This is a genomic window from Okeania sp. SIO1H4, assembly GCF_010672695.1.
Taxonomy (GTDB): domain Bacteria; phylum Cyanobacteriota; class Cyanobacteriia; order Cyanobacteriales; family Microcoleaceae; genus Okeania; species Okeania hirsuta.
Genome location: NZ_JAAHGB010000115.1, coordinates 1 through 14,269 on the forward strand (window position 1 = coordinate 1; position 14,269 = coordinate 14,269).

Here is a 14,269-nt window from a genome sequence, read left to right on the forward strand (position 1 = left end):
AAGCTCGAACTCTAGGTTTTTGGCAAAAGAGCGTTCGCGGAGGGTGGCGGAGCGCCGTATCGCTTCCGAGTCAAGTTGGACACAAAAAGCTTGTAATAATTCATCCAATGCCTTACGGTTTAGTCCATTCAATGCCCGCACTGAGGCGGTCTTCTTTTAGCACCCGATTCAGAGTGGTATTACTGCGGAGTCAAGAGTGTTGGAGATTGCCTGTGGAAATGGTAATGCTGCAATCTGGCTAGCTCAACAGACAGGATGTGAGGTCGTCGGAATCGATATTAGTAGTAGTTATATAGACAATGCTCGGTCAAAGGCAAGTAAATTCCCATCTCTGCGGGTTACCTTCCAAAAGGAATCAGCAACTAATTTACCTTTCGAGAATGGCTCCTTTACCCACGCCTGGAGTCAAGGCGCTCTTTTTAGTTGTGAGATATTGGAGATTTTTAGGCAACAGCTCATCTGGCAACAGATAAGAAGAAAAAAACGAATACATAAGAGTAAGATAACTGCTATATTCTATACTTTAAAGGAACATCTCAATTCTCACATCTGATTGGGTGATTGCTATATTAGTATTCTAGGCGTTGGTAAAAAGAGGTATGATATCCTGTCCAGATAAGAGCACGAACAAAAAACTTTATCCTTCTATTCCTTATTTCTTCTTCTTTCTTTCCTCCTGAATCCTGACTCCTGACTCCTGACTCCTAAATAATTAAGATTAATATAATACACGCGCTTCACCAACGCCGTATTCTATTGCTAGTCTAGTATGATATAATAGGTCAGCACATCCTAATTTTCAACAATGAGTTCCTTGACTATAGCTAAAACAATTGGTTCAATTTATTGTGTAGGTCGTAATTATGCCGATCATGCAAAAGAGCTAAACAACCCAGTTCCGAAAGAACCGATAATTTTCACAAAGTCCCCTGGTTGTGTTGTACCATTTGAAGGAAAGATATTGTTACCTCTTAATTTAGGACGATGCGATTATGAAACAGAGATTGCTATCCAACTTGGCACTGATTTGTATCAGGCGGATCTAAATCAGGTTTTACAGGCAATTAGTAGTGTTGGTATTGCTCTAGATTTGACTCTTCGCGATCGACAAAATGAGTTGAGGGCCAAAAAGTATCCTTGGGATCTAGCCAAAAGTTTTGTAAATGCTTGTCCATTGTCAAAGTTTGGCAAGTTGAATGATGTCACAGAAATAGAAGAACTTGAAATCAGACTTGAAATCAACGGTGAAGTTTGCCAAAAAGGGTCTACCAAACAAATGTTATTTTCAATTCAAGACCTGCTCTGTTTCATTAGTCAGAATATACCGCTACGTTTGGGGGATATTATTTTAACTGGGACTCCACCTAATGTTGGGCCTCTCAATAATAATGATTATTTAGTTGCTTTTCTAAATGGGGAAGTTATTGCGGAGGCTGAGATTATTAGAAATTGATGTATAGTAGGGAACAAGGAACAGGGAACAGAAGGAAAAACATTTTCCTGTCTGAGGTTCGTTATCCGCATAAGTTCTAACCGCCTTGGCAGTTACTATAGTTGAATTTTAAGTTAAATTGTCTGATTATTAATAACTTTGTTGGTTGGTATAATATTTAATAAGTTGACAATATTTTCAGGATTAAAAAATTAGATAAATTGAACGAAGGCTACATATCGATCGATACCACAAATTTCAAATACGAGATATTTATGTTGAAGATATCAAGAGAAATTTAGTTGAATTTAAGTGATTAATACTATATTAATTCAGGAATTAGGTAACAGCAATAATTATAGTTACAATACCAAAATAATCGGGAAATTATACGCTATATATAGCAGTGCGACATAAGTCTTGTAGTTAACAAAAAAACCGATAAGTTTCAAGCACAAGTATTAAAATTATCAGCATCTATTATGAACTTAGTAACAGTTTTAGGATTACTAGCAGGTAGTTTAACAACTATTTCATTTTTACCTCAAGTTATCAAAACTTGGCGCACTCGCTCTACAAAAGATATCTCCCTAGAAATGTTTGCTATTTTCTGCTCTGGTGTATTGATCTGGATAATTTATGGCATTCTGGTTAAAGATGTACCAGTTATTTTTACCAACGTTGCCACACTGACTTTAGCCTCCCCGATTTTATGGTTTAAATTAAAGTATAAATAACTCAATATAGTAATTTTAGCTTCAATGAGATACAAAATTGGAGTTTTTAGGTAACAGATAACATAAAATATATCAGTGTAAATCTATCTTACACTTCTTGATAAATACTATATTCTATGATTACTTATAACTTAATATATCTACTAATGGGATTTAAACATTTTATGGTTGAAAAATGACTAAGAGTCAGTCTAGATCAGGAAATTAGGTCAATGCCCTAAAAATGCCTAGAACCCTTGGTAATTAAGGATTTATGTCTTTTTGAGGTAAAAGTCTTTTCCTGTCTATATTTGAGCCTATTTTATACTTCTATTTTGTGTAATTCCTACTAATATCATGTCCAGTTGAATACTTATAAATAAACGACGGAGGGGTCAGGAGGGAAGAAAGAAGAAGGAAGAAGGAAGAATGAGGAAGTTTTTTTCATCACTAATTATCCGCACATGATATAACATATTTAATACTGAATCCTTACTCTTCACTCCAGCAATACCTGAATCTAATTTCATACCAATTATTTTTGCTTTTCCTAATAAATATACTGTAGGAATAACTAGCCTTGGTTATCAGATTGTTTAGGAAACTTTAGCAATTATTTACTGGTATTAGTGTTCTACATTACACTAGATAACTAAGCCAAATATTTCTTGAGAGAGTTAATTTAATTCTTTGTTGGCAAGTATCTTTAAAATCACTGGGTGGTCTAAAAAAGCTTTATAACGAGACAAAACATTCATTTGAGTGGCTTTACCATCATAATTAAATTTGTCAAATGAACTACCCTTTCCCACGTTTTGTCCAAAGTCCAAAACGAAAAAATAGTTAGCGTAATAATTACGCTAACTAAACAGGGCAATATCCCTCTGTCCCCAGTGAATTTATAGCGGTTTTCACAAAGGTAGACTACAGACAAAATATAAGTATGTTTGAAGTTTAATAATTACAGACCTAATAGCTGTATTCTATGTTAATGAAAACCGCTATAATCACTGAAAAATAGAAATAATTAAGAGTTGTCGCCGACTCAAATGCCAACTTTTAGTTATTTTCGAGAATTTTTGTTCCCTTTTGTGATAACTTGATGACGAGATAGAAATCAGAAACTGTACTATTATTATAGATTACAATCTGCTTCACCGATTTTTCCTATGGCTACTGATAGTCAGAAAAAAACTCAATATAAATATTTAGGAAAACCAGGAAGTGAAGCTGATATTGATGCAGTTGAAAAAATGACTCGAAGGGATATTATTGATGAGTTGGAGAGGGTTATTTATTCTCTTCCAGAAAGTTATTTAGATATTTGTTTCGGTGGAGAAATTGAACCAGACCCATCCTATGCTCTTCAGGATGATCAATAATGTGAGAAACGAAGATAATTCCAGATTTGATTCTGTTTCTAAACCCTAATCCCAGTAGTTAGCGTAAATAAATATTACGCTAACTACTCCGTTTTTGTCCAAAGTCTAACACGTTAGAAACCATATTAATTCCAGCATCAGTAAACACTAACCCTAAAGCTAATGTTCATATCTATACTAGGATGGCTATATATTTATGTATGTTTAAACTTTACAATACTCGATCTGCTATTTTTGGAAAAACTCCCTTTAGCAGGCATTGCTTGTTTCACAGGTATATCAGAGTTGTGCCCACAAAAATATATAAATCAATAACCTTTTTCCTTCTGCTTTCTCCTTACCGAAAAATTAAAGTATAAAGCCTCTCCATTCATGGATAAAAAAGAAAAAAATCCTTTGAGGCAATTCTCTTCTTTATAAAAAGAGGTAATTATTAATTATTAATTGTTAATTATTGATTGTTGAACCATAACGGTAATTTTTATCGCCTACCTACTTATTTATAATCTAAAATATGTCTACTAATACTAATATATTTAATACTGAACGTTTACTCTTCACTCCAGCAATACCTGAATCTAGTGCCATACCAATTATTTTTGCTTTTCCTAATGAATATACTGTAGGAATAACTAGCCTTGGTTATCAGATTGTTTGGGCAACTTTAGCAATGCGTTCCGATCTACAAGTTAGTCGTTTATTTACTGATATTAATGAACCTCTTCCACAGCAAACAGAATTATTTGGTTTTTCTGTTTCTTGGGAACTTGATTATGTCAATATTTTCCAGATTATGGAATCTTTAGAAATTCCTATTAGAGCTAAAAATCGTTCAGCAAAAAATTATCCAATAATATTTGGTGGCGGACCTGTTTTAACGGCAAACCCTGAACCTTTTGCTGATTTTTTTGATGTAATTTTATTGGGAGATGGGGAAAATTTATTGGGGGATTTTATTGATGCTTATAAAGAAGTTAGAGGAGAGGATAAACAAGTAATATTAAGACATTTAGCACAAGTTCCAGGAATTTATATTCCGAGTCTTTATGAAGTAACTTATGAAAGTGTTGATGGTGCTATTAAATCTATTGAACCTATAGATAAGGATATTCCTGTTGTAGTGCAAAAACAAACCTATCGGGGTAATACTTTATCTGTTTCTACTGTGGTGACTGAAAAGGCAGCTTGGGAAAATATTTTTATGGTAGAAGTGGTGAGAAGTTGCCCGGAAATGTGTCGTTTTTGTTTGGCAAGTTATCTGACTTTACCATTTAGAAGTGCTAGTTTAGAAGGGTCTCTAATTCCTGCTATTGAAAAGGGATTAACTGTTACAAAACGTTTGGGTTTATTGGGAGCTTCGGTAACTCAACATCCTGAATTTGATAGTTTATTGAATTATTTGAATCAGCCAAAATATGATGATGTGCGGTTGAGTATTGCATCGGTTAGAACAAATACGGTGACGGAAAAATTAGCAAAAATTTTAAGTAATAGGGATACAAAATCAATTACTATTGCTGTAGAAAGTGGGAGCGATCGCCTACGAAAAATAATTAATAAAAAGTTGGAAAATGAGGAAATTATTGAAGCTGCTGTTAATGCTAAAGCTGGTGGTTTAAAAGCTATTAAGTTTTATGGAATGGTGGGTTTACCTGGAGAGGAAGTAGAAGATTTAGATGCTACGATAGAAATGATGTTGGCTTTGAAAAAAGCTGCTCCTGGTTTAAGATTAAGTTTGGGATGTAGCACTTTTGTACCGAAATCTCACACACCTTTTCAATGGTTTGGAGTCAACTCTCAATCAGAAAAAAGGCTGAAGTTTTTGGAGAAACAACTACGGTCAAAAGGGATAGATTTTCGCCCAGAAAGTTATAAATGGTCGGTGATACAGGGATTAATTTCTAGGGGAGATAGAAGGTTATCTAATTTATTAGAATTGGTAAGGAATTATGGGGATTCTTTGGGTAGTTATAAGAGAGCTTTTAAGGAGTTGCGTGGGGAGTTACCAGAGTTGGATTTTTATGTTTTTGATGATTGGAAGTTAGAGCAAATTTTGCCTTGGAATCATATTCAAGGTCCTCTACCAATAACAACTTTAAAGAAACATTTAGCAGAGGCAATAGGGGAAGTCAGAAGTCAGAAGTTAGAAGTTAGAAGTTAGAAGTAATCCCTGACTGAGTTGTAATAATTCAGCTATTAGCTGTCAGCTTGAGCGTAACAAGACTCTCTCCTTAAGGACAGTTTTTAAATTAAATATAGATTTTAAGGGCAAGAGAGCCAACTTTTCTAGTAAGATAATTAATCAAGCTTTTATCGTAAACTAAAAGCAATAGCTGATGGCTGATGGCTGAATGCTTACTTTTAAAGGAGAGGTAATTATTAATTATTAATTGTTGAATTTGTAGCTTTGCTTCTAGAAATAGAGGCAAAGCGATATTTATTACAGTTTGAGTATGAATTATCTAGGAAAACCACTACCTATAAATATCTAATTGTATTATCTATTATCTCTGTTAGGAAATGGGTGTATCTCATATTTGCTATTTGCAAAAATACTTTTTTCCTATTCCCTATTCCCTGTTCCCTGTTCCCTGTTCCCTGTTCCATAAAATCAATAATTTTTTGGCTTTATTCAAAATTGAGATGCACCCTAGGAAATAGGTGTTAACAGAAAAGAACAACTACTTTTATCTTTCATTCCCCATCCAACAATTTGCCCATGATTATTAATAGATCGTGCTTCCTTAAGAACCCAACCAGAGGAAGGATCGATCAAATCATTTAGGTCTTGCATCTTATTAAGACTATCCCAAATAAAAGCTCTTTTAGCCCATCCTTCTTGCTCTGTATTTATTAGCTTGTCAGAAGAACCAACTATTAGACCAAAATCATTAATACTATTAGCTTCACTGTCAAAAAATTGTAAGTTGACATTATGAGAAATAGTACCAAGGTCTTGAAATTCCTCACTGCCATTCCACAAAAAAGCTCGGTTATTGTGTTGAGGCATAGAATAAAAACCAATCACCTGGCCAGACCTATTAATATCTGAACCTAAAAAACCTGGTAATTCTTGGATATCTTTGTCACCATTCCATATAAAAGCCTTTACGATTAAATCTGAAGAAACAGAATAGCCTACTACTTGACCAGAATAGTTAATTGCGTAGGCACTACTTTCTATATCATCAGAAATACTAAGATTTTGTATGCCTTTTGTCTCATCCCAAATAAAAGCTTTTCTTTGACCATTATTAGTGACAGAAAAACCTACTACTTGACCAGAATTATTAATACAATAAGCCTCACTCAAATTATTACTTTTGGAATCAAGGTGATGTATTCCTTTTGTCTTATCCCAAATAAAAGCTTTCCGTTGACCACAATCATATACAGAAGAGCCAACTACTTGGCCATAATCATTAATACTATAGGGACAGCTAGAATTATTACCAATAGTACCAATATCTTGCATACCTTCGTCAGAGTCCCATACAAAGGCTTGTTTTTGCCCTATATCGTTAATTGAATAACCAACTATTTGAGCAGAGTCGTTAATATCTTTGGCTACACTTACATAGTCTCTAAATGTACCTAAGTCAGTCAGCTCATAACAAGAGGCAGCAGTAGTAGTATTTGATTGTGTTACACTGGACAACCGTAATTTTGATGAGACTGGGAAAGTATGGATTTTATGAGCCATAGATTGAGATAAAATCATAGTCATTTGTAATTTATTTAGGGGTTATCTAAAATTTTCGCTTTACTAATTACTAACCAAGAATAAAATAAGTAATTACGTTCAATTTCATAATCAATCAGCCATTTATATTAGGCATCTAAGTTATGAGATAATAATAAAAAATGTAATTTTGACAGCCAATTATGACCAGTTAGGTAAAGATATTGTAGAAGTATCAGCAGGTGAACCAGGAAAAAAAAGTTACTTAAACTATTTTCGTGAAGTCCAACAAAAATTCGCTCAAGAACAAAAATTTAGTGGACATAAAGCCTAGGTTGGCGAATCAAGAATTAAAACTCCCAAAAAAAAGCCAAAAAATAGAGATTTAACTGAATCGGAAAAGTTGAAAAACAAAGAAATATCTTCAAAAATAATTTTTGTTTAACATATAATTAGATTGATAAAAATTTTCAGAGTAGTCCAAGAAAGATTTAGGTTAAAGCCAGAAAAATATGAGCAAATAGTCATAATTATTTGTGGTATTGTTCGACTACTAATAGGTACATTGATTTTGTAGTAGTAAATCCTCCTTGCTCTAGATATAAATCAGTTAAATACTAGGGCTACTTCTTTTGAGAGTTTGTAATAGTAAGTATCTGAAATACTGATTTTACCGTAAAAATTAACTATCAACAGTAGATAGCGATCGCTCATCAAAAGATAGCTATAGTAAGTGTTTTACTATTTTCGGAGATGTCTATTAGTCTTTTTTTGATATATTTTCTTTGCTCCCATGAATATTGTTCGCTTTAAAGTTCAATCAATCAACTTCAATAACATCATAAATTAATAAGATTTTTATATCTATACTTACGACATATCTTTACTGATTCTTCATAAAAGTAGCAATTATTTTGAATTTGCTTTACCAAATCTTCATATTATAATAGAATTTTCTCAAAAGTATATCATTTATATTTCAATTTCAAGTACGCAATATCTCTAAATTTTTACTGGTAGTGTTCAATTTCACTCAAGTTTGTACCTTAGTAAGTATGTTATTTAGTGATCTGTGCAATATTTGTTTATACAAAATTTTCCCATAAATCCAGAAATTGATTAGTCTTTATACATGATTAAAAATCAACAAAATTAAATTTAAGTTAGTACGAAAAAATACTGGTGTAAAAAGAAACGATTTATGCTTAAGTAATAGACTAATTGGGAAAAAGTAAAGTTTATTGAAATAAAAAAACCCTCTAAGTTTAGAGGGGTTATGTCAGATTAAGTAGGGTTTACTGAATAAGTCTTATGAGTGGGGGTAGGAGTCATAATTCAGGATAAATCAAGAATTACAGAGGATGTATTTGGAACAATTTTCCCTCAATTTTTCTGCCGTTGTCTACTTAAAATCCCCACATTTTCAGCTTAAAGGATCAAAAACCTTATGCTTTTTTATACATCCATTGGCTAATATCTTTATATATCAATGCTTTTAGATTTAATCAGCAAGCCAAGTATTTTTGATTAGTTTTTGACCTTAGCTTTTACTTCCAGTCTCAGACTAAAGCACTAACGACCAAAAAGCCAAGTAGAACTGCAACTTTATGGTAGAATATACTTAAATTTTCCAGATTCAGTTAAAATTTGAATTGAAGAAGGAGACAGGAGACAGGAGACAGGAGACAGGAGGAAAATTACATGGGGATAGTCAACGACCTGCCGCTCCGCGTCTACGCTCCCCCAAGTAATGCGTGAACACCCCCGTTGACGGTGGGGTATTAAACCCACAAAGAAAATGATAAAAATAATTTAGAAAATAATAATTGTGATAAGTTTTGAGGACTTAAAATGTTGCACTTTCGGTATTCAACCTTAATCGATGCACCAGTTGAAGTTGTTTGGGAATTTCACGAACGTTCCGATATTCTGCAAATACTTACCCCACCTTGGCAACCGGTACAAGTCATTCGTCGTCAAGGTGGACTAGAAGTAGGGGCTATATCAGAATTTCAAATTTGGCTCGGTCCAATTCCTGTGAGGTGGGTGGCCCTACATACGGAATATGAAAAATATCGTCTGTTTACTGATGAACAAAAAGAAGGGCCAATGGATAGTTGGACTCATCGTCATCAATTTAGTGAAGAAGATGGTAAGACTAGGTTAACTGATGCGATCGCATTTTCTTTGCCTGGAGATTGGTTAGCAGAATCTGTTTTAGGTTGGTGGGTAGATTCTCGACTAGAGGACATGTTTCGGTATAGACATGATATTACAAAACGGGAATGCCAACAAAGTTAAAGTAATGGATTTATTTTCAGGTTTCCTACTATCAATTTGCTGTAGCTTCTTGTTTATTTGATATTGTAGATGTATCTGCTGCTAATAGAGGCGAACGTACAGATAAATAAATTAATGGACCTAAAAGTGGAACTAATGCTATCCAATACCACGGAGATTTTTTCATTCCTCGCCTGCTCATATCATCTCCTAATAAAGTGGGAAATAATAGACACAACAGACAAAAATCTAAACTCATTACATGAATAAATCTACTACTTTGCCACTGTTGAATAAAATCTTCCCAGTCACCATTTTTTAAACCGTATATTAGTAATAAAATTGTACCTACTGTTAAAGCAATTCCTAAAATTCGAGAATCTAAAATATTTAAAAATAAGTTCTTTTTTCCTGAAAATTTTGGATTAGGTTGACGCCATCCTAGATAGGGTAAAATAGCAAATGCTCCGACTCCAAATGATAATGTCGAGAATAACCATGCTGGTATTTTTTTTCCTCTGCCGTCAAAGAACATTAAACAACTGTAAATCAACGGCCATATGCCCATAATATTGAATAGAGATACAATTAATGGATTGATATTTTCCCATTGACCTGTTGACAATTTTTGGATTAATTCTAAGGTATCTGGTTGGTCAGGAGGTGCTAGCAGAAATGCGTAAGTGCTAAACCCAATCCAAAGTAACCACAAAGCTATTTTTTTTAACATAAGTTGTTTGGTAGTTGTTTAGTAATAAAATTTTTTTCTTGCTTTGTTGAAATGTCAAATTATTTGATGAAATATTATTACCGAAAAATTGTGGTCTAAAGTCTCCGGATAAAAAAAGAGAATATTCCTAATGTCAAGCCTCCCTATTGCAGGAAGTACAGTTAGCATGGCTCCTCCGTAGGAAGCTAACTGTTAACTGATAACTGAAATAACTGCCTGCTGATTTTGCAGCTTACTTCTAACTTATAACTTAATTGTCTAGTAAAAATATTGATTTCTTTTTAGATGCTAGAGGTTATAATTCATCCTCAAAAGACTCATTAAAAGATTCATTAATTAAGGTAAAAATCTGTCTAAAGCTGACTTTAAAGCTTCAACCTCAACATCAATATCTCCATCTTGAGTTGCCCGGGCAATACAATCAGATAAATGGTTATCTAAAACCATACGAGCTACTCGGTCTAAAGCACCACGAACTGCAGCTATTTGTACTAATACATCAGGGCAAGGACGACTATCTTTGATCATAGTTTTAATTCCTCTAACGTGCCCTTCAATTCTTGATAATCTATTCACGAGACGTTGTAGGGATTCTTCACTATGAACATGAGGATGAGCAGAAGAGTGATGGTTATGTTCCGAATTTGACTCTGTCTTGGCTTGATTATGAGGTAGCTGTTCTTTTTGTTGTTGCTGAGATACCACCATAGATTTTGAGTATAATATAGTTAAGATTAGGAGTATTATAACACTAATACCACTCAGTTAGTCAATGAAACTTTAATGCTATGAGATTGCGCAAATTTTCTCAAACAATTACCAAAATAACTTCTCAATTATTGGCCATTTTTATTGTTTTTACTTTCATAGTTACTTGTGTACCGACCCCACAAGCAATGGCAGCTTCAAGACTATTCCAAGGACTATCAAATCCTCAGTTATTAGCATTGCAAACTGCACCAGAAAATCTAAATACTAGAAGTAGTAATAGTTTTGTTACAGAGGCAGTCAATAAAGTAGGTTTAGCCGTAGTGAGAATTGACACAGAGCGACTAATTACCCGTCCCACTAATCCACTTCTTGAAGACCCTTTTTTTGACCGTTTCTTTGGTGGAGAGTTACGAATGCCACCATCTTCAAAAGAGTTATTAAAAGGTCAAGGTTCTGGTTTCATTATTGACTCTAAAGGAATCATTTTAACTAATGCTCATGTAGTAGATAAAGCTGACAAAGTTACTGTAAGTTTAAATGATGGAAGACAGTTTACTGGGGAGGTAAAAGGAACAGATGAAGTCACAGATTTAGCAGTAGTTGAAGTTGATACAAAAGGTGAAAATTTACCAATAGCAACTTTAGGTAATTCAGATTTAGTACAGGTAGGAGATTGGGCAATAGCAGTAGGAAATCCCCTAGGATTTAATAACACTGTTACTTTAGGAATTATTAGTACTTTGAAACGTCCTAGTTCAGCAGTAGGAATTCCTGATAAGAGATTAGACTTTATTCAAACTGATGCAGCAATTAATCCAGGAAATTCTGGGGGTCCGTTGTTGAACGATCGGGGTGAAGTAATAGGAATTAATACTGCAATTAGGGCTGATGCTATGGGTATTGGTTTTGCTATTCCTATTAATAAAGCAAAGGAAATTAAAGATTTATTAGCTCGTGGAGAACAAGTTCCTCATCCTTTTGTTGGTATTCAAATGATTACTTTAACTCCAGAAGTTGCTAAAGAAAATAATCGCGACCCTAATTCTGTTTTAATTTTGCCGGAGGTAACGGGAGTTTTAGTAACAAAAGTTTTGTCTGGTACTCCAGCAGAAAAATCGGGGATACGGAAAGGAGATGTAATTGTAGAAATTGATAATCAATCAATAATTAGTGCTGAACAATTACAGAGGAAAGTTGAAGATAGTGGTGTAGGTCAAAAATTGCAGTTCAAAATTCTGAGAAATGGTAGACAACAAGAACTATTTGTTGTGAGCGGACAAATGAATTATTAGTGAGGAGTCAGGAGTCAGGAGGGAAGGGAATTTATAAACCCGACTTCTTTGAGCTTGGCGATCGCCTATCGACCCAAAGTTAGAAGGTTAACTTACTTAGAAGGTTAACTTACTCTGTTACCGCCTCCCAATGACAAATCGAATAATTTATTATATGATTAGGACTTACGCATGAGGTAGGAAAAACTAAATGAGAAATTGCTTTCCGTTCCGGACTGCTCCGCAAACCCTGTCGGTCGCAATGACGAAAAAACGTTTTACTGCGTAAGTCCTAATTATATCCTATTGAGCTGCTCTTAGGGCTCGTAGTTGGGCTTGATCCAGGCTATAGTGGGAAGGGACTAAAGCCCAACTACAAACAAAGGCTTTATTATAAATAATTACCCGAACATAGGAGCTAGTGTATAAAAAATATGAATAAAAATCCCACTATCGAAGGCATCTACGAAGTCTGTATAGGTATCACCGAAACCTTATCAATGATTCAATATTGGCAACAATTTGGCTATCGCATGGGGCAAACAGGAGAATTAACTGCTCCCACAGTGAAAAATTTATATGGAGTCAATTCTCATCTGCGCTCAATTCGACTCGAACATCAAAATGCCGACCATGGTTTGATTCGCCTGATGACTTGGGAAAACCCCACTAATGAAGGTTTAGAAATGACATCAATGAAAGTTTTGGGCAACCGTTGGGGGACAACCTTAACAGCAGATGTTTTGAATATTCTTAACCATGCTGAAGATGCTCAGTTAGCAGGTTTGCCAATTAAATATACTTTTCCTCAGTGGGAAATGATTTACAAAATGGATAAAGGTCGCCCGTTTATCGATCCGGTAGTGGGAGTGCGGGAAATGATGTTGCTGCAACCATTAACACGTCAGGTATTGTTTCAACGTTTCAATTATACAGTGCCCGAATATGGCAAAATTAATCATAACTCTACTTTGAACACTAGCCAATTTACCCATGCAGGTATGGTGGTGCAAGATGATAGCAAAGAAACATTGATGTTTTACGAGGATGTGTTAGGTTTGTTGCGGTCGCGGGATGATGATGAAACTACTTATGAAAGTTCACAAGCAGGTAGGCAAATTTTTGATTTGCAACCGGGGGAAAAGTTTAGAGTTACAACTTTTGACGATCCACGCTCCTCAATAAACTGGCAGGAGGCACGCTCTGGCAGAATGTATATTATTCGATTTCCTGAAGCAATGAAGTTGAAAAGCTGTTTTGAATATTCGCGACCTGGTTGCTTGGGAATGTCTTTGTATACTTATCGAGTTAATAATATAAAATATTATTTTGACCGAGTTAAAAATTCAGCAGCAACTGAAGTTACAGATATTGTTGATAACGAATTTGGCGAACAAAGTTTTTCTTTTGTCGCCCCTGATGGTTATTTCTGGAATTTAGTTAGTAAGTAGTGGTGTGACACACCTAAAATGTTGCAATAGTAGCGGCGGGTTCCACGTTAAATTAATGAGTCTTAACCAATTAGATAAACCCGCCCCTACCCCAATAATCGCCCCGCACAAAATTAGGTGTGTCATTCCAGTAGGAGTCCTCATGAGTCAAGAGTCAGGAGGGAAGAAGGGAGAGGAGGAAAATTAGAACGGGAGCAAGATGCTCTGTACCATTACAATCCACCACTACCACCACTGTAGGGACGTTCCATGGAAGGTTCCTACAACGTTTTGCTTGTGAAGATGTGGTTCATCAATTTTAAAAGTGCTGTAAATAGGGTTTGCTGAAAAAGTCTTATGGGTGAGGGTAGGAGTCAGGAGTCAGGATAAATGGGAATTGCAAAGGATGTAGTTGGAAGAATTGTCCCTTAATTTTTCTGCCCAACTCTTGCACAAAATGCTAATACGCATGAGCTTTCTTAACCGAAAAGCTGGCATTTTTTTTCAACCCAATAATACTGAAACCTTTACATTTCTGGGCTTTGATAGTTAATCAGCAAGCCCTAAATAATCACAGAGGTGGCTAAAAGTGAATAACGAATGAGTGCGCCATTCGATTTTTCTGGCGTTGCGAC

General features: G+C 34.8%; 13 protein-coding genes. 9 read left to right on the forward strand and 4 right to left on the reverse strand.

What is annotated here, in order from left to right; all coding sequences use genetic code 11:
* The first annotated feature begins 196 nt into the window (after window positions 1-196).
* From F6K06_RS31920 to F6K06_RS31930, 3 genes are all read left to right on the forward strand, one after another.
* Entirely contained in the window at window positions 197-553 is a 357-nt protein-coding gene (locus tag F6K06_RS31920) for a class I SAM-dependent methyltransferase (RefSeq protein ID WP_240041677.1), read from the forward strand.
* A 252-nt stretch (window positions 554-805) separates the two neighbouring features.
* Window positions 806-1,453: a fumarylacetoacetate hydrolase family protein gene (locus F6K06_RS31925; protein ID WP_124144027.1), complete on the forward strand. Its 648-nt coding sequence runs from the start codon at window positions 806-808 to the stop codon at window positions 1,451-1,453.
* Window positions 1,454-1,914: 461 nt separating this feature from the next.
* Window positions 1,915-2,169 carry a SemiSWEET transporter gene (locus F6K06_RS31930; RefSeq protein ID WP_287240006.1) on the forward strand — a complete coding sequence of 85 codons (255 nt, stop codon included), beginning with the start codon at window positions 1,915-1,917 and terminating at the stop codon, window positions 2,167-2,169.
* Window positions 2,170-2,825: 656 nt separating this feature from the next.
* Here F6K06_RS31930 and F6K06_RS31935 read toward each other — a convergent pair.
* Window positions 2,826-2,960: a hypothetical protein gene (locus F6K06_RS31935; protein ID WP_287308824.1), complete on the reverse strand. Its 135-nt coding sequence runs from the start codon at window positions 2,958-2,960 to the stop codon at window positions 2,826-2,828.
* A 357-nt stretch (window positions 2,961-3,317) separates the two neighbouring features.
* Here F6K06_RS31935 and F6K06_RS31940 point away from each other — a divergent pair, with 357 nt between their 5' ends.
* Window positions 3,318-3,530, forward strand: coding sequence for a hypothetical protein (locus tag F6K06_RS31940; protein ID WP_205127290.1), 213 nt, complete (start codon window positions 3,318-3,320; stop codon window positions 3,528-3,530).
* Window positions 3,531-4,044: 514 nt separating this feature from the next.
* On the forward strand, window positions 4,045-5,691 hold the full coding sequence (locus tag F6K06_RS31945; protein WP_124155588.1) for a radical SAM protein: 1,647 nt from the start codon (window positions 4,045-4,047) through the stop codon (window positions 5,689-5,691).
* Window positions 5,692-6,180: 489 nt separating this feature from the next.
* On the opposite strand, the gene F6K06_RS31950 is transcribed toward F6K06_RS31945, so the two are convergent.
* Window positions 6,181-7,251, reverse strand: a complete 1,071-nt coding sequence (locus tag F6K06_RS31950; RefSeq protein WP_287323344.1) for a DUF3466 family protein — start codon at window positions 7,249-7,251, stop codon at window positions 6,181-6,183.
* A gap of 151 nt (window positions 7,252-7,402) precedes the next feature.
* Between F6K06_RS31950 and F6K06_RS31955 the strand changes: the two genes are divergently transcribed.
* Together F6K06_RS31955 and F6K06_RS31960 are read left to right on the forward strand one after the other, a co-directional pair.
* Window positions 7,403-7,546 carry a hypothetical protein gene (locus F6K06_RS31955; protein ID WP_287240011.1) on the forward strand — a complete coding sequence of 48 codons (144 nt, stop codon included), beginning with the start codon at window positions 7,403-7,405 and terminating at the stop codon, window positions 7,544-7,546.
* A gap of 1,517 nt (window positions 7,547-9,063) precedes the next feature.
* Window positions 9,064-9,513, forward strand: a complete 450-nt coding sequence (locus F6K06_RS31960; RefSeq protein ID WP_124147472.1) for an SRPBCC family protein — start codon at window positions 9,064-9,066, stop codon at window positions 9,511-9,513.
* A gap of 31 nt (window positions 9,514-9,544) precedes the next feature.
* On the opposite strand, the gene F6K06_RS31965 is transcribed toward F6K06_RS31960, so the two are convergent.
* The gene (locus tag F6K06_RS31965) at window positions 9,545-10,222 is read right to left on the reverse strand and encodes a DUF2834 domain-containing protein (protein WP_124147471.1); all 678 of its coding nucleotides are present in this window, start codon (window positions 10,220-10,222) and stop codon (window positions 9,545-9,547) included.
* 336 nt (window positions 10,223-10,558) lie between these two features.
* Complete coding sequence (locus tag F6K06_RS31970) at window positions 10,559-10,930, reverse strand: metal-sensitive transcriptional regulator (RefSeq protein WP_124147470.1); 372 nt, start codon at window positions 10,928-10,930, stop codon at window positions 10,559-10,561.
* An 80-nt stretch (window positions 10,931-11,010) separates the two neighbouring features.
* On the opposite strand from F6K06_RS31970, the gene F6K06_RS31975 reads away from it, so the two are divergent.
* A complete protein-coding gene (locus F6K06_RS31975) occupies window positions 11,011-12,225 on the forward strand; it encodes an HhoA/HhoB/HtrA family serine endopeptidase (protein ID WP_124147469.1) in 1,215 nt (404 codons plus the stop codon).
* A 413-nt stretch (window positions 12,226-12,638) separates the two neighbouring features.
* Window positions 12,639-13,655 carry a VOC family protein gene (locus F6K06_RS31980; protein ID WP_124147468.1) on the forward strand — a complete coding sequence of 339 codons (1,017 nt, stop codon included), beginning with the start codon at window positions 12,639-12,641 and terminating at the stop codon, window positions 13,653-13,655.
* Window positions 13,656-14,269: the final 614 nt, after the last annotated feature.